Annotated in this window: 10 protein-coding genes; 6 read left to right on the top strand and 4 right to left on the bottom strand. The window is 60.8% G+C overall.

The window, feature by feature from the left end; all coding sequences use genetic code 11:
• The first annotated feature begins 83 nt into the window (after positions 1–83).
• The 3 genes from infB to truB all read left to right on the top strand — a co-directional run bounded on the left by infB (position 84) and on the right by truB (position 4,497).
• Positions 84–3,071 (top strand): translation initiation factor IF-2, encoded by a 2,988-nt coding sequence (gene infB, locus AXG89_RS15025; RefSeq protein ID WP_061999639.1) that lies wholly within the window; start codon positions 84–86, stop codon positions 3,069–3,071.
• Between the two features lie 97 nt (positions 3,072–3,168).
• Positions 3,169–3,564, top strand: a complete 396-nt coding sequence (gene rbfA, locus AXG89_RS15020; protein WP_062000891.1) for a 30S ribosome-binding factor RbfA — start codon at positions 3,169–3,171, stop codon at positions 3,562–3,564.
• Between the two features lie 3 nt (positions 3,565–3,567).
• Positions 3,568–4,497 (top strand): tRNA pseudouridine(55) synthase TruB, encoded by a 930-nt coding sequence (gene truB / locus AXG89_RS15015; protein WP_062170068.1) that lies wholly within the window; start codon positions 3,568–3,570, stop codon positions 4,495–4,497.
• Positions 4,498–4,544: 47 nt separating this feature from the next.
• Here truB and AXG89_RS15010 read toward each other — a convergent pair whose 3' ends face one another.
• The 4 genes from AXG89_RS15010 to AXG89_RS14995 all read right to left on the bottom strand — a co-directional run bounded on the left by AXG89_RS15010 (position 4,545) and on the right by AXG89_RS14995 (position 9,635).
• Positions 4,545–6,104: a DHA2 family efflux MFS transporter permease subunit gene (locus AXG89_RS15010; RefSeq protein ID WP_061999637.1), complete on the bottom strand. Its 1,560-nt coding sequence runs from the start codon at positions 6,102–6,104 to the stop codon at positions 4,545–4,547.
• 31 nt (positions 6,105–6,135) lie between these two features.
• Positions 6,136–7,395, bottom strand: coding sequence for an EmrA/EmrK family multidrug efflux transporter periplasmic adaptor subunit (locus AXG89_RS15005; RefSeq protein WP_062170067.1), 1,260 nt, complete (start codon positions 7,393–7,395; stop codon positions 6,136–6,138).
• Positions 7,396–7,452: 57 nt separating this feature from the next.
• Entirely contained in the window at positions 7,453–8,979 is a 1,527-nt protein-coding gene (locus tag AXG89_RS15000; protein WP_061999635.1) for an efflux transporter outer membrane subunit, read from the bottom strand.
• Between the two features lie 134 nt (positions 8,980–9,113).
• Positions 9,114–9,635, bottom strand: coding sequence for a MarR family winged helix-turn-helix transcriptional regulator (locus tag AXG89_RS14995; protein ID WP_061999634.1), 522 nt, complete (start codon positions 9,633–9,635; stop codon positions 9,114–9,116).
• Between the two features lie 385 nt (positions 9,636–10,020).
• Between AXG89_RS14995 and typA the strand changes: the two genes are divergently transcribed.
• From typA to odhB, 3 genes are all read left to right on the top strand, one after another.
• The gene (gene typA, locus AXG89_RS14990) at positions 10,021–11,847 is read left to right on the top strand and encodes a translational GTPase TypA (RefSeq protein WP_061999633.1); all 1,827 of its coding nucleotides are present in this window, start codon (positions 10,021–10,023) and stop codon (positions 11,845–11,847) included.
• A gap of 303 nt (positions 11,848–12,150) precedes the next feature.
• Positions 12,151–15,009, top strand: coding sequence for a 2-oxoglutarate dehydrogenase E1 component (locus AXG89_RS14985; RefSeq protein WP_061999632.1), 2,859 nt, complete (start codon positions 12,151–12,153; stop codon positions 15,007–15,009).
• Positions 15,010–15,226: 217 nt separating this feature from the next.
• Positions 15,227–16,531, top strand: coding sequence for a 2-oxoglutarate dehydrogenase complex dihydrolipoyllysine-residue succinyltransferase (gene odhB, locus AXG89_RS14980; RefSeq protein WP_061999631.1), 1,305 nt, complete (start codon positions 15,227–15,229; stop codon positions 16,529–16,531).
• Positions 16,532–16,610: the final 79 nt, after the last annotated feature.

Here is a 16,610-nt window from a genome sequence, read left to right as displayed (position 1 = left end):
TGGCGCACTGATATATCGCGGCCGGCTGGCCGCATGACCCCGATCAAACAGCAGGGAATTTGTCCTTGCATCAAGAGGAATGAATGGCGAGTAACAACGTAGCCCAATTTGCCGCGGAACTCAAAATGCCTGCGGGCGTCCTGCTCGAGCAGTTGCAGGCGGCTGGCGTCACGAAAGCGAGCGAGGATGACGATTTGTCCGAGACGGACAAATCGCGCCTGCTCGAACACTTGCGCAAGTCGCACGGTTCCGCCGATGCCGACAAACGCAAGATCACTTTGACCCGCCGGCATACGTCGGAAATCAAACAGTCCGACTCTACGGGTAAAGCTCGCACCATTCAGGTCGAGGTCCGCAAGAAGCGCGTGTTCGTGCAGCGCGATCAGAGCGGTGCCGAACAGGTAGCCGAAGGTGCGAACCACGTCGAAGACGAAGTGGATGAAGCCGAATTGCAGCGTCGCGATGAAGAAGCGCGCCATGCTGCCGAGCTGCTTGAAAAAGAAGCGCTTGAACTGAAGGAACGCCAGGAGCGCTTCGAGCGCGAAGAGGCGGAGCGTGTTGCGCGCGAAGCGGCGGCAGAAGCCGAACGCCGCCGCGCTGAGGAAGAAGAAGCGAAACGTGCTGCCGCGCAAGCGGAAGCCGCCGAGATCTCGCGTGCTGCGGCGACTGCTCGTCAGGATACGCGTACCGAATCGAAGACGGAAAACGTGGCTGACGAACCTGTGAAAGCTGAAGCGGCTGCGCCGCAAGTCGATGAGAAGGCCGCCGCCGAGCGCGCCGCTCAACGCGAAGCTGCGAAGAAGGCAGAAGACGCTGCACGTGCCGCGACTGAAAAGGCGCGTGCCGAGCACGATCAGATTGCGAAGCGCCGTGCCGCGGCTGAAGCCGAAGCCCGCGCCATCCGCGAAATGATGAATACCCCGCGCAAGGCCCAGCAGGCGAAGCCGCCCGAGCCGACTCCGGCTGCCGTGGCTGCTGCGGCGGCTGCCGCCAAGGTGGCGGAAGGCGTGAAGGCTGCCGAAGCCAAGGGCACGCTGCACAAACCGGCGCGTCCGGAAGGCTCGGCACCGGCACGTCCTGCAGCGGCGAAAAAGCCTGCTGCCGGCGCACCGGCTACGGCTGCACCGTCGCTCGGACCGGACAAGAAGAAGGCCGGCGGCAAGAGCAGCTGGCAGGACGATGCAGCCAAGCGTCGCGGCATCAAGACGCGTGGCGACACCAGCGGCGGCGTAGACCGTGGCTGGCGCGGCGGCCCGAAGGGTCGTGGCAAGCATCAGGACCAGACCAATTTCCAGGCGCCGACGGAACCAGTGGTGCGCGAAGTGCACGTGCCGGAAACGGTATCGGTGGCGGATCTGGCGCACAAGATGTCCGTGAAGGCTTCGGAAGTCATCAAGGTGATGATGAAGCTGGGCCAGATGGTCACGATCAACCAGGTGCTGGACCAGGAAACCGCGATGATCGTCGTGGAAGAACTGGGTCACAGCGCGGTTGCGGCCAAGCTGGACGATCCGGAAGCGTTGCTGGTCGAAGGCGAAACGCAGGAAGAAGTGGGCGAACGCCTGCCGCGTCCTCCGGTGGTCACGGTCATGGGTCACGTCGACCACGGCAAGACCTCGCTGCTCGACTACATTCGCCGTGCGAAGGTTGCATCGGGCGAAGCGGGCGGGATTACGCAGCACATCGGCGCTTACCACGTGGAAACACCGCGCGGCGTGATCACGTTCCTGGACACGCCGGGTCACGAAGCCTTTACGGCCATGCGTGCCCGCGGTGCGAAGGCAACGGACATCGTGATTCTGGTGGTCGCTGCAGACGACGGCGTGATGCCGCAAACGAAGGAAGCCATCGCTCATGCGAAGGCGGGTGGCGTGCCTATCGTCGTGGCGATCAACAAGATCGACAAGCCGGGTGCCGCTTCCGAGCGCGTGAAGCAGGAACTGGTCGCTGAAGGCGTCGTGCCGGAAGAGTACGGTGGTGATTCGCCGTTCATCGAAGTGTCGGCGAAGACGGGCGTTGGTATCGACAGCTTGCTGGAAAACCTGTCGCTGCAAGCGGAAGTCATGGAACTCAAGGCGCCTATCGATGCACCCGCCAAGGGCCTCGTGATCGAAGCAAAGCTCGACAAGGGCAAGGGTCCGGTTGCAACGATCCTGGTGACATCGGGTACGTTGAACCGTGGCGACATCGTGCTGGCTGGTACGGCTTTCGGGCGCGTCCGGGCCATGCTCGACGAAACCGGCAAGCCGATCAAGTCGGCGGGTCCGTCGATTCCGGTCGAAATTCAAGGCCTGTCGGAAGTGCCGGGCGCGGGTGAAGAAGTCATGGTCCTGCCGGACGAACGCAAGGCGCGTGAAATCGCCTTGTTCCGTCAAGGCAAGTTCCGCGACGTCAAGCTGGCAAAGCAGCAAGCCGCGAAGCTGGAAAACATGCTGGAGTCCATGACGGAAGGCAACGTGCAGAACCTGCCGTTGATCGTCAAGGCCGACGTGCAGGGTTCCCAGGAAGCGCTGGTGCAGTCGTTGCAGAAGCTCTCGACCAACGAAGTGCGCGTGCAGATCGTACACAGCGCAGTTGGCGCGATCAGCGAGTCGGACGTCAATCTGGCGACCGCGTCGAAGGCGGTCATCATCGGCTTCAACACGCGTGCGGATGCTCAGGCTCGCAAGGTGGCGGAGTCGAACGGTATCGACATTCGTTACTACAACATCATCTATGACGCTGTGGATGAAGTGAAAGCGGCAATGTCGGGCATGCTCTCGCCGGAGAAGCGCGAAGTCATCACGGGTATGGTCGAGGTTCGTCAGATCATCCGTGTGCCGAAGATCGGCGCGATCGCGGGTTGTATGGTTACCGACGGCGTGGTCAAGCGGAACTCGATGGTTCGCGTGTTGCGCAACAACGTGGTTGTCCACACGGGCGAGATCGATTCGCTCAAGCGCTTCAAGGACGACGCGAAGGAAGTTCGCCAGGGCTTCGAGTGCGGTATCTCGCTGAAGAACTACAACGACATGGTCGAAGGTGACCAGTTCGAGATCTTCGAAGTGACCGAAGTCGCACGTACGCTATAAAAGATTCACCGCTGGACTCGAGGGCGGAGTGGGCTTCACGCCCGCTCCGCCCTTTTTATTTGCGGCGTCCGGCGATACACACATTATCGGAAATATCATGGCCAAGAAACGTACTTCCCCTAACCGCAACGTGCAGATTGCGGATCAAATCCAGCGCGATCTCGCAGAATTGGTGCGTGACGTGAAGGACCCGCGCATCGGCATGGTGACGTTTCAGAGCGTCGAGCTGACGCCCGACTACGCGCATGCAAAGGTGTATTTCACGACGCTGACCGGTGACCCGAAGGAAACCGAAGCTGGCCTGAATCACGCAGCGGGCCATTTGCACAACCTGCTGTTCAAGCGCCTGCATATCCATACGGTGCCGACGTTGCATTTCCACTACGACCAGACCGTCGTGCGCGCGGTGGAAATGTCGAAGCTGATCGACGAAGCGAATTCCACACGCGCCAAGGACGACGAAGAGCCTGAGCAAGACGAAAAGGGCGCTTGATCGATGAACGGTTCCGCTCGTCCGAAGATCCCGCGTCGTCTGCTCGACGGCGTGTTGCTGCTCGATAAACCCCTCGGCCTTTCCAGCAACGACGCGCTGGTTCGCGCCAAGCGAATTTATCTGGCGAAAAAAGCCGGGCATACCGGCACGCTCGATCCGCTCGCGACCGGTTTGTTGCCGCTGTGCTTTGGCGAGGCGACGAAGTTTTCGCAGGATTTGCTCGAAGCCGATAAAACCTACGAAGCCACCATGCGCCTCGGCGTTCGCACGATCACGGGCGACGCGGAAGGCGAGGCGCTGGAAACGCGCGAGGTCACCTGCGACGAAGCCGCGATCCATGCGGCAATGACCGGTTTCCGCGGCGACATCACGCAAATTCCGCCGATGTATTCAGCGCTCAAACGCGACGGCAAGCCTTTGTACGAATACGCGCGGGCGGGGCAAACCGTCGAGCGCGAAGCGCGCAACGTGACCATCCTCGCGCTGGAGATGATCGCGTGCGCGTTGCCGAACGTGACGTTTCGCGTGACGTGCAGCAAGGGCACGTATGTACGCACGCTTGCTGAGGATATCGGTGAGAAGCTTGGGTGCGGGGCGCATCTGGTGGCGCTGCGGCGCACGGGTGTGGGCACGTTGACGCTCGAAAACGCGGTGACGCTGGATACGCTTTCGGAGGCAACGCCCGAAGAACGCGATCGCTGGCTGCAACCGGTCGATGCGCTGCTGTCGACATTTCCGGCCGTTCTTCTCGACGCCGATGCCAGCCGCCGCTTCACGCAAGGTCAGCGGCTCAAGCTCGCGGACATCAGCGACGCGCCGGCGGATGCGGATCGCGTGCGTGTTTATTCGCGCGACGAACACCGTCTGCTGGGCGTGGCCCGAGCCGGCGAGGGGGTGCTGGCGCCGGAACGGCTGGTGGTATCGGCGGGATAAAAAAAGCCACGGCATGCCGTGGCTTTTTCACATGAGTCGAACCGGTTTTAATGCGCCGCCGAAGCCGCCGCGGCCGAATCCCCGCCGCCCGAGCGCTCGGGTTTGGTGATCCAGATCAGCGCAATCAACGCGACAAAAATCGCCGCCGATATATAGAACAGATCGTTCACGCCCAGTTGCGCGGCCTGCTGGGTCGCCATGCTGTTGAACAGCCCATACCCTTGTTCCTTGCTGAACCCGGCCGCGCCGAACTGCTGCATGGACGCGTTGAAGTTCGGGTTGTACAGGTTGGCCTGCTCGACAAGCTGCGCGTGGTGCACGTTCGACCGGTGATCCCATGCTGTCGAGAATATCGATGTCCCGATGCCGCCGCACATGATCCGCACGAAGTTCGATAACCCCGACGCCGCTGGAATCCGGTTGCCTGGCAAGCCCGACAACGTGATCGAGACCAGCGGAATAAAGAACCCCGCCATGCCGATGCCCTGAATCACCGTGGGCAGCATCAGCGTGAACGTATCGACGCCCGTGGTGTAGCGCGAGCGCATCCAGAACACCAGCGCGAACACAAGAAAGGCGCCCGTTGCGATCTTGCGCGGATCGATACGTGGCAGGAACTTCCCGACCACGGGCGAGAGCAGGACCGCGAACAACCCGACTGGCGCGAGGACCAGGCCGGCGTCGGTAGCGGTGTAGCCAATATCGGTTTGCAACCACAGCGGCAACAACACGAGGTTGCCGAAGTACAGCCCATAGCCAATCGCCAGCGCGATCGTGCCGCCCGTGAAATTGCGCAGCTTGAAGAGCGAAAGATCGACGACCGGATGTTCCTCGGTCAGTTCCCACACAATGAAGAACGCCAGCGCGATGACCGCGATCAATGTCAGCACCACGATGGTAGTGGAATTGAACCAGTCGAGGTCCTTGCCTTTGTCGAGCATGACCTGCAGCGAACCGACCCAGATCACGAGCAGGCTTAAACCCACCGTATCGATAGGCGCCTTGCGGATCACCGAATCGCGTTCCCGGAAGATCGCAAACGTGGCGATCGCGGCAACGATGCCCACCGGAATGTTGACGTAGAAAATCCACGGCCACGAGATGTTGTCGGAGATCCAGCCGCCCAGGATCGGGCCGGCAACAGGCGCAATCAGCGTGGTCATCGACCACATGGAAAGCGCCATGGGCGCCTTTGCTCGCGGGTAACTGGCGAGCAGCAAGGTTTGGGAAAGCGGGATCATCGGGCCGGCGACCGCGCCTTGCAGCACGCGGGCGGCGAGCAGGAAGGGCAGGGTGGGCGCGAGCCCGCAGAGCCACGACGCAATCACGAACAGCACGATCGACGTCATGAACAAGCGCACTTGCCCGAAGCGCTGGGTGAGCCAGCCGGTGAGCGGCACGGAGATCGCGTTGGCGACCGCGAACGACGTGATCACCCACGTGCCCTGATCCGACGATACCCCGAGGTCACCCGATATCGACGGGATGGAGACGTTTGCGATCGATGTATCGAGCACGTTCATGAACACCGCGAGCGACACCGCGATCGTCCCGATCACGAGTTTCGCGCCTTGCAGCGGCGGATGAACGGCGTTGGGTTGAGACATAAGAACGGTTCCGGAAAACTTTGAAGAGCGCTTACATCAGCTTCGCGAGGTCTTGCCTGGTCGCGGACTGAACGTTTTCCTTCGATGTCTTCTGCGAGCCGCCGCCCGTACCCGGCCCCGACGTGCCTTCGTTCGCGGCGATGATGCGCGCGATTTCAGCGTCGGCCTGATCGCCGTACTTGGCGAACACATCAGTCTGGTACACGGTGTTCGGCGCCGTGCCAAGCTGGCCGCCGTTCTCGTCCTTGATCGTCACGTCCACGTTCATCGACAAACCGATGCGCAGCGGATGCTTTTCAAGTTCCTGCGGGTCGAGCGCGATACGGACCGGCAGGCGCTGCACGACCTTGATCCAGTTGCCAGTCGCGTTTTGCGCCGGCAAGAGCGAGAACGCGGAGCCCGTTCCGGCGGAGAAGCCGATCACCTTGCCGTGGAACACGACCCCTGATCCGTACACGTCAGCCGTGAGTTCAACCGGCTGTCCGATGCGCATATGCGTGAGCTGCACTTCCTTGAAATTGGCATCGATCCATACGCCATTCAGCGGCACGATCGCCATCAGCGGATTGCCCGGCGACACGCGCTGGCCGACCTGCACCGAACGCTTCGCGACATAACCCGTCACCGGCGCGGGCATGGTGTTGCGCGCAAAGTTGATGTACGAATCGCGGACCTTGGCGGCGGCCGACAGCACGTTCGGATGATTTGCGATGGTCGTGTTCGAAGTCAGCGAACGGTTCGCCTGCAACTCCTGCTGCGCCGCATTCAGCGAAGCCTGCGCGCCGCGCACGGCGTCACGCGCGTGGGAGATTTCCTCGCCCGAGATCGCGCCGGTCTGCGCAATCGTCAAGCGGCGGCGCAGGTCATCCTGGGCGCGCGACAAATCCGACTGACGCAGCGCGACTTGCGCCTGGTATTGATTGTCGTTGACGAACAGCGTGCGGACCTGGCGCACCGTCTGCGCAAGATTCGCTTCGGCCTGATCGAGCGCGACTTTCGAATCCGCCGGATCGAGTACGACGAGCGGATCGCCCATCTTCACGGTTTGCGTGTCGTCGGCATTCACCGAGATCACCGTGCCGACCACTTGCGGCGTGATCTGCACGATGTTGCCGTTGACATAAGCGTCGTCGGTGCTTTCGTGAAAACGCGCAACGAGGAAGTAGTACAGCCCGTATGCAACGGCTGCGATGATCACGACCAGCACGATCAGCGACATCAGCACGCGGCGCTTGGTGTTGCTGGTTTTAGGCGCCGGTGCTGCTGCGGCGTTTTGTTGAGAGTCGCTCATGAATGGCTCCGTATTCCCTGTCTCGAGTTGCTGCTAATCGATTCGATTTGGTTTGATTCAGTCGGCGGTCTTCGCCGCGACCGATGCGGTTTTCGACGTTTGCCCGTCGATGGCAAGGTTGGTGTCGGCGGCATCGAAACCTCCGCCCAGCGCCTTGATCAGGCCGATCTGGAGATCGCGGCGCCTCATCCGCAGGTTCGTCACGGTTTGCTCGTTCGACAACCGGTTCTGGTCGGCGGTGAGCACCTGCAGTTGTGGCGACAAGCCGGCCTTGTACCGGATCACGGCGAGCTGGTAGGCGTGCGAGGAAGCGTCGAGGGCGCGCGTGGCATCGCTCGTTTGCTGATCGACCGAGCGAATCGATGCGATCTGCGTCGCCACATCGTTCAGCGCATTGATCAGCGTCTGGTTGTAGTTCGCGACGTCGAGATCGAAGTCCGCGTAACGGCCCTTCAACTGCGCGCGCAGCGCGCCGGCGTCGAAGATCGGCAAATGGATGGCCGGCCCTGCGTTGAACTGACGGCTGCTCGAAGTGAAGAAGCGGCCCCAGCCAAAGGCATCGAAGCCCGCTGCCACCGACAGATTGATGTCGGGGAAAAACTCGGCCTTGGCTTCCTTTACATCCGATGTCGCCGCTTCCACCTGCCAGCGCGCCGCGACAATATCCGGCCGGCGCGCGATCAGGTCGGCCGGCACGTTGTCCGGCAGCGCGACTTCGATCTTCGAGTTCAGCACCGGGTTCGCAATTTTCAAGCCGCGATCCGGGCCCTGGCCGAGCAGCGCGCCGAGCTGATAGCGCGTGGTCGTGATCTGGCCGTCGAGCTCGGACAGGTTCGTCTGGCTCGTCGCAATATTGCCTTCGGCCGTGCGGATTTCGACGTTGGTATCGAGTCCGGCGCTCACGCGGCCGTTCGTGATCCGGCCTACGTCGGAGCGGTTTGCGATCTCGCGCTGTGCAACGTCGCGCAGGGCATAGAGCAGTGCGAGCTGGTTATACGTCTGCGCAACCGATGCCGCCAGCGTCACGCGGGCTTGCTGCATGTCGGCCTCGGCGGCCTTCTGCTGCGACACCGCCTGATTCAGCCGCGAGCGGTTCTTGCCCCACAGGTCCAGGTCCCACGAAGCGCTCACGAGCGCATTGTTCTCGCTATACCAGCTGCCGCCGTACGGAGGCGGGTACAGCCCGTTTGCCGAATAGAGCTCGCGACTCCACGAATACGAGCCGTTCACTTTCGGGAAAAGGCCCGCACGTGAGCTTTCTATATAGGACGATGCCTTCGCGATCCGGGCTTGCGCCTGCGCGATCGATGGATTGCCCGCCAGCGCTTCGTCGATGAGCTGAGGCAATTGCGGATCGCCGAATTGCTTCGCCCAGTCGAGCGACGGCCACTGGCCGCCTTGCGACGGCACGCTTTGCGTGGCCTGCAGTGCGTCGTTCTGTGGCGCGGTGATCTGCTTGTCGCTGCTGATGCCGGCGTAATTGGCACAACCCGCGAGCACGAACACGGCTGCGGCCAGCGCGCTGCGTTTCATTGTTATCGTAGACGCCGCGAAGACAGGCGCGGACGAATAAGGGAGTTTCATCGCTCGACTCTCAGAGATGATATGTAAAGATGGACGCAGCAACCATTTCTTTCAGTTTTATTACCCGGAAAGGGCGGTCGCCGATGTGCGTCGTCAAGATAGGAACCCGGATTCAGGAGAACACGCTCGCTTGGTCAGGAGGATGCTTTCGGCGTTGAGCTTTCGTATCCGCTGATCAGTGCGATGGCGGCAGGATCGCCCGAATTGAGCAGGATCCGGCGCAACATGCTTTTCAGAAAACCGACTTCCTCGGGAGTGAAACCGCCGAGAAGCTTGTCCAGCACTTTCGTGAAAATAGCCGGTATCTGCCCCGCGAGTTCGCGGCCTTCAGGCGTCAGTGCGAGTCGCACGACCCGCCTGTCTTCCTCGCTGCGCACGCGCGTGATCAGTCCGCGCTTCTCCAGCCGGTCGATCAGGCGTGTAACCGCGCTTGCATCAATGCCATATTCGCGCGCAAGGTCCGCTGCGGCCAGATTGCGGCCGCTCGCAAGCATGAACATGATGCTGGCTTGGGTGCTGGTGATGCCGAGGTCAGCCATGGTGAGCTGCGTCACGTTGTTCCAGAGCGTCGAGCGAACCCGGCTTAGCAGGTAGCCGACGCTCTCGCAAAGTACGTAATTGGCAATTTCTGGAACCGGCTGATGGACGTCGCTCATGGATACTCGTGCGCTTGCAATAATTGACTATGCAAGATTATAGGAGGCGTTTCGTTGACGCGGCAAGTACTTTCAGATTCCTCCTAATGCGCTTGTGAGATGCCGACTGTTGTTATTTTGAGATTTGATTGCGCTCGCCAGGGGCCTGACAGCGGGACTTGACGGCGATTTTCGGCTGTCCCGAAATAGGAAAACGAGGGGAAAAGGCTTCCGGGTTTCGTCCTATTGCTTAACAGGGCGGAAGAGGACACGCCGCCGTGCTACAATCTTGGGTTCCCATCGCGCCGAGTGCGGGGAAGTGGATTTGTCTTCAGGTTCGTTCCACGGCTAATAGCTAGCTTGCACCCACGGCGCTCAACTATCTGTACAAGCTCCTCAAGCTCCTATGACCCGCGCCCTTCGCAACATTGCCATCATTGCCCACGTCGACCACGGCAAGACCACGCTCGTCGACCAATTGCTCCGCCAGACCGCCACGTTCCGAGAGAACCAGGCTGTGGTCGAGCGCGTGATGGACTCGAACGACATCGAAAAGGAACGTGGCATCACGATCCTTTCGAAGAACTGCGCGGTCGAGTACGAAGGCACGCACATCAATATCGTGGACACGCCGGGACACGCCGACTTCGGCGGTGAAGTCGAACGCGTGCTGTCCATGGTCGACTCAGTGTTGTTGCTGGTCGACGCCGTCGAAGGTCCGATGCCGCAAACGCGCTTCGTGACAAAGAAGGCGCTGGCGCTCGGCCTCAAGCCTATCGTTGTGATCAACAAGGTCGACCGGCCGGGCGCGCGGATCGACTGGGTGATCAACCAGACGTTCGACCTGTTCGACAAGCTGGGCGCCACGGAAGAACAACTCGATTTCCCGATCGTCTACGCGTCGGGCCTGAATGGTTATGCCGGACTGAACCCGGACGTGCGCGAAGGCGACATGCGTCCGCTGTTCGACGCCGTGCTGGAACACGTTCCGGTTCGCCCGGCGGATCCGGACGCGCCGCTGCAACTCCAGATCACCTCGCTCGACTTTTCGTCGTATGTCGGCCGTATCGGCATTGGCCGGATCACGCGCGGGCGCATCAAGCCGGGCATGGCTGTCGCCGTGCGCACGGGTGCTGACGGCCCAATCCTGAACCGCAAGATCAATCAGGTCCTGTCGTTCAAGGGCTTGGAGCGCGTCCAGGTTGAAGAGGCTGAAGCCGGCGACATCGTGCTGATCAACGGTATTGAAGAAATCGGCATCGGCGTGACCATTTGCGCCGTGGATACCCCGGAAGCGTTGCCCATGATTACCGTGGACGAACCCACGCTGACCATGAACTTCCTGGTGAACTCGTCACCGCTGGCCGGTCGCGAAGGCAAGTTCGTCACGAGCCGTCAGATCCGCGACCGCCTGATGAAGGAACTGAACCACAACGTCGCACTGCGTGTGAATGAAACCGGTGACGAAACCACGTTCGAAGTGATGGGCCGTGGCGAACTGCACCTGACCATTCTCGTGGAAAACATGCGTCGTGAAGGCTATGAGCTCGCCGTGTCGCGTCCGCGCGTGGTGATGACGGAAGTCGACGGCGTGAAGCATGAGCCGTATGAAAACCTGACCGTCGACATGGAAGACGCAAACCAGGGCGGCGTGATGGAAGAGCTGGGCCGTCGCAAGGGCGAAATGCTCGATATGGCGTCGGACGGCCGTGGCCGTACGCGTCTTGAGTACCGTATCTCGGCACGCGGCCTGATCGGCTTCCAGTCGGAATTCCTGACGCTCACGCGCGGCACTGGCCTGATGAGCCACACGTTCGATTCGTATCAGCCGGTGAAGGAAGGCGGTGTTGGCGAGCGTCGTAACGGCGTGCTGATTTCGCAGGACGACGGTGCTGCTGTCGCCTACGCATTGTGGAAGTTGCAGGATCGCGGCCGCATGTTCGTTTCGCCGGGTGATGCGCTTTATGAAGGCATGATCATCGGCATTCATAGCCGTGACAACGATCTGGTTGTGAACCCGATCAAGGGCAAGCAACTGACCAACGTGCGTTCGTCGGGAACGGACGAAGCGGTGCGCCTCGTGCCGCCGATCCAGATGTCGCTGGAATACGCGGTTGAATTCATCGATGACGACGAACTGGTCGAAGTCACGCCGCAATCCATCCGTCTGCGCAAGCGCTACCTGAAGGAACACGAGCGTCGCAGCGCCAGCCGCAAGGGCGCAGTGGACTGATCCAGTCCGTTGACGTGCGAAGAAAAAAGCCACCCTTGGGTGGCTTTTTTCTTGCGCCGCAACTTCCATTGACATGTGTCCCTTATTCGCGAAAGGTCCTCGAAAGCCCGCCGGACAAGCTTTCCGGGCGCGACCATCGGCGCGTCGAATTAATGATATGTGCTATGCTAGCGGATGCATTGCCAGTTTTAGGTCCTTCCAAGCAGACTTGATTCGCGCAATCCGCTAAACGGTCAGGCCGTGTTGCGGAAGGTTGAGTAACCCGCTATTTCTCGAGAAACTCGAAGAAAGGTGAGCGTAAAAATGATGAAGCAATCCCAGCTGAACTCCTATTTGTTCGGCGGTAATGCCCCGTATGTCGAAGAACAGTACGAGGCATATCTCGATAATCCCGCGTCAGTGCCCGAGACCTGGCGTACCTATTTCGATGCGTTGCAAAACGTGCCCGCATCGGATGGGTCGAATCACAACGACGTGGCCCACGGCCCGATCGTGGAGTCGTTCGCTCAGCGCGCGAAATCGAACGGCTTTGTGCCGCGCGAGAGCAGTGCTGATCTGGCGACAGCTCGTAAGCAGGTCTTCGTTCAGTCGCTGATCGGTGCTTACCGCTTCCTCGGCTCCCAATGGGCCAACCTCGATCCACTGAAGCGCCGCGAGCGCCCGGCCATTCCCGAGCTCGAACCCGCTTTCTACGACTTCACAGAAGCCGACATGGACCAGACGTTCCATGCGCAGAACCTGTATTTCGGGCTCGAGCAGGCGTCGTTGCGTGAAATCGTCAAGGCGTTGCGCGATACGTACTGCGGCACGATTGGCGCCGAGTTCATGTACATCAGCGACCCGGAACAGAAGCGCTGGTGGAAGGAGCGGCTCGAATCGATCCGTTCGACTCCGAATTTTTCCGCCGACAAGAAAAAGCACATCCTCCAGCGCCTGACGGCGTCGGAAGGGCTCGAGCGTTTCCTGCACACCAAGTATGTCGGACAGAAGCGCTTCTCGCTGGAAGGCGGCGAAAGCTTTATCGCGTCCATGGACGAAGTCGTGCGTCACGCGGGCGCTGCAGGCGTGCAGGAAATCATCATCGGCATGGCTCACCGTGGACGCTTGAACGTCCTGGTGAACACGCTTGGCAAGATGCCGGCCGATCTTTTCGCCGAATTCGAAGGCAAGCACGTCGATGACCTGCCGGCCGGCGACGTGAAGTATCACAAGGGTTTTTCGTCGGACGTTTCGACCGACGGCGGCCCAGTCCACCTCTCGCTCGCATTCAACCCTTCGCACCTCGAAATCGTGAACCCTGTGGTCGAAGGTTCGGCGAAGGCGCGTATGGATCGTCGCGGCGACGTCGACGGCCTGCAAGTGCTGCCGGTCCAGATTCACGGTGACGCGGCGTTTGCTGGTCAGGGCGTGGTCATGGAAACGCTGAACCTCGCGCAAACGCGTGGTTACGGCACGCACGGCACGCTGCATATCGTCATCAACAACCAGATCGGCTTCACGACGTCGGACCCGCGCGATGCGCGCTCGACGCTGTATTGCTCGGACGTGGCGAAGATGATCGAAGCGCCGGTGCTGCACGTGAACGGCGACGATCCGGAAGCGGTCGTGCTGTGTACGCAACTCGCTATCGACTACCGCATGCAGTTCCACAAGGACGTGGTTGTCGACATCATCTGCTTCCGCAAGCTGGGTCACAACGAGCAGGACACGCCGGCGGTCACGCAGCCGCTGATGTACAAGACGATTGCGAAGCATCCGGGCACGCGCGCGCTGTACGCTGAAAAGCTCGTGCAGCAAGGCGTGATCACGGCGGAAGACGCCGATGGTTACGTGAAGGCGTATCGCCAGGCAATGGATGACGGCCATCACACGGTCGATCCGGTGCTCTCGAACTACAAGAGCAAGTACGCGGTGGACTGGGTTCCGTTCCTGAACCGCAAGTGGACCGATGCAGCCGACACTGCCGTGCCGCTCGCTGAACTGAAGCGTCTGGCGGAGCGTATCACCACGATCCCGGAAAACTTTAAGGTGCATCCGCTGGTCGAGCGCGTGATCAACGACCGCCGTGCAATGGGCCGTGGCGAAGCGAAGCTGGACTGGGGCATGGGCGAGCATCTCGCGTATGCGTCGCTGGTGGCATCGGGCTATGCCGTGCGTTTGACGGGCCAGGATTCGGGCCGGGGCACGTTCACGCATCGTCACGCTGTTCTGCACGATCAAAACCGCGAACGCTGGAACGACGGCACGTATATTCCGCTGCAGAACATCGCCGATGGTCAGGCGAAGTTCACGGTGATCGACTCGGTGTTGTCGGAAGAAGCAGTGCTCGGTTTCGAGTACGGCTATTCCACTGCAGAGCCGAACACGCTGGTTGCATGGGAAGCGCAATTCGGTGACTTTGTGAACGGCGCGCAGGTTGTGATCGACCAGTTCATCTCGTCGGGCGAAGTGAAGTGGGGCCGTGTTTCAGGTCTCACCATGCTCTTGCCGCATGGCTATGAAGGCCAGGGTCCGGAGCACTCGTCGGCGCGTATTGAACGATTCCTGCAGCTTTGCGCGGATCACAACATGCAAGTGGTCCAGCCGACCACGCCGGCGCAGATTTTCCATCTGTTGCGCCGCCAGATGATCCGATTGTTCAGGAAGCCGCTGATCGTCGCCACGCCGAAGTCGCTGCTGCGCCACAAGGAAGCAGTGTCGGACCTGTCGGAGCTGGCGAAGGGTTCGTTCCAGCCGATCATCGGCGAAACGGATGCTGCGATCGAGCCGAAGAAGGTCAAGCGCGTGATCGTGTGTTCCGGCCGTGTTTATTACGACCTGATCGCCCATCGCCGCGAAGCGAAGGCGAACGATATCGCCATCGTTCGTATCGAGCAGTTGTATCCGTTTGCCCACAAGCAGTTCGACGCGGAAATCAAGAAATACGAACACGCGACGGAAGTGGTCTGGGTACAGGACGAGCCGCAGAACCAGGGCGCCTGGTTCTACGTCGAGCACCATCTGCGTGAAGGCATGCGTGAAGGACAGAAGCTGGCTTACAGCGGCCGTCCGGCATCGGCATCCCCGGCAGTCGGCTATTACGCGAAGCACTACGAGCAACTGAAGGCGCTGATCGAAGGCGCGTTTGGCCGGTTGAAGGGCGCGCAGACGATCTCGAAGTAAGCGGTTCTGACCGGGGAGCGTCCTTAAAACGGCTCCCCGGTTGTTCATGCGCTGTCCTGTGATTCGCTGTGAGTCGATTCGGAACGTGGAATGCACAAGCAGCGCTCGCCGTAAGTTAGATGCGCGCTGCATTCACACGCTCTGGAAATCCCAAGAATTAACGGCGTCGAACCCATTGGTCACGCGCCGCACCCAGATACATTCAGGAAAAAACATAATGTCTATCGTAGAAGTCAAGGTTCCCCAGCTTTCTGAGTCCGTGTCGGAAGGCACCATGCTGTCGTGGAAGAAGAAGCCGGGCGAGGCAGTTGCCATCGACGAAATCCTCATCGAAATCGAAACGGACAAGGTCGTGCTGGAAGTGCCGGCACCGGCTGCGGGCGTGCTCGCGCAAGTCATCAAGCATGACGGCGATGTGGTCGCCGCGGAAGAAGTGATCGCGATGATCGATACGGAAGCCAAGGCCGGCGAAGCACCGGTTGCAGCCGCCGCAGGCGACGCGGAAGTGAAGCCAGCTCCGGCTCCGCAACCGCAACAGGAAGCTGCGCCCGCTGTGGCGAGCGCTTCGGCCACGAACACGTCGGCGTCGCCTTCGGCCGCCAAGATCCTGGCTGAGAAGAACATTGCGAGCGACCAGGTATCGGGTTCGGGCCGCGATGGCCGTGTCACGAAGGGCGATGCACTGGCTGCCACGCAAGGCGCGCCGGCCGTTGCCGCTGCGTCCGCGCCGGCTGCAAAAGCGCCGGCCGCGAAGGCTCCGGCTGCCGCCAAGCCGTCCCTGCCGGACGTGAAGGCGCCGGGTGCCGACCAGTGGTTGAAGGACCGTCCGGAACAGCGCGTGCCGATGTCGCGTCTGCGCGCACGGATTGCCGAGCGTCTGCTCGAGTCGCAGCAGACCAACGCCATCCTGACCACGTTCAACGAAGTGAACATGGCGCCGGTGATGGACCTGCGCAACAAGTACAAGGACCGCTTCGAGAAGGAACATGGCGTGAAGCTCGGCTTCATGTCGTTTTTCGTGAAGGCCGCCGTTCATGCGCTCAAGAAGTTCCCGCTGGTGAATGCGTCGATCGACGGTAATGACATCGTCTATCACGGTTACTTCGATATCGGTATCGCGGTCGGTTCGCCGCGTGGCCTGGTGGTGCCGATCCTGCGCAACGCCGATCAACTGAGCCTGGCCGAGATCGAGAAGAAGATCGCCGAGTTCGGTGCTAAGGCACGCGACGGCAAGCTGTCGATCGAAGAAATGACGGGCGGCACGTTCTCGATTTCGAACGGCGGCGTGTTCGGCTCCATGTTGTCGACGCCAATTATCAACCCGCCGCAATCGGCCATTCTGGGCGTGCACGCAACGAAGGAACGCGCCGTGGTCGAGAACGGCCAGATCGTGATCCGCCCGATGAACTACCTGGCGTTGTCCTACGATCACCGGATCATCGACGGTCGTGAAGCGGTGTTGTCGCTGGTTGCGATGAAGGATGCACTGGAAGATCCGGCTCGCTTGCTGCTGGACCTGTGATCCCTGCGGTGCCCTCGCAGTTGCTCTTTTAATCCAGCATTAAGACCTTATTTAGGACTCGTGGCACGCTCGATAGGCT

This window comes from Burkholderia sp. PAMC 26561 (assembly GCF_001557535.2).
Classification (GTDB): domain Bacteria; phylum Pseudomonadota; class Gammaproteobacteria; order Burkholderiales; family Burkholderiaceae; genus Caballeronia.
The sequence above is the reverse complement of the archived record's forward strand: the minus strand, read 5'-3'. Positions and strand labels throughout refer to the sequence as shown.

Excerpts from the sequence above, each read along its gene's own strand:
- AXG89_RS14985 (WP_061999632.1), top strand. The coding sequence starts at position 12,151 with ATGATGAAGCAATCCCAGCTGAACTCCTATTTGTTCGGCGGTAATGCC.
- AXG89_RS15010 (WP_061999637.1), bottom strand. The coding sequence starts at position 6,104 with ATGTCTCAACCCAACGCCGTTCATCCGCCGCTGCAAGGCGCGAAACTC.
- AXG89_RS14995 (WP_061999634.1), bottom strand. The coding sequence starts at position 9,635 with ATGAGCGACGTCCATCAGCCGGTTCCAGAAATTGCCAATTACGTACTT.
- rbfA (WP_062000891.1), top strand. The coding sequence starts at position 3,169 with ATGGCCAAGAAACGTACTTCCCCTAACCGCAACGTGCAGATTGCGGAT.
- AXG89_RS15000 (WP_061999635.1), bottom strand. The coding sequence starts at position 8,979 with ATGAAACTCCCTTATTCGTCCGCGCCTGTCTTCGCGGCGTCTACGATA.
- odhB (WP_061999631.1), top strand. The coding sequence starts at position 15,227 with ATGTCTATCGTAGAAGTCAAGGTTCCCCAGCTTTCTGAGTCCGTGTCG.
- truB (WP_062170068.1), top strand. The coding sequence starts at position 3,568 with ATGAACGGTTCCGCTCGTCCGAAGATCCCGCGTCGTCTGCTCGACGGC.
- typA (WP_061999633.1), top strand. The coding sequence starts at position 10,021 with ATGACCCGCGCCCTTCGCAACATTGCCATCATTGCCCACGTCGACCAC.
- AXG89_RS15005 (WP_062170067.1), bottom strand. The coding sequence starts at position 7,395 with ATGAGCGACTCTCAACAAAACGCCGCAGCAGCACCGGCGCCTAAAACC.
- infB (WP_061999639.1), top strand. The coding sequence starts at position 84 with ATGGCGAGTAACAACGTAGCCCAATTTGCCGCGGAACTCAAAATGCCT.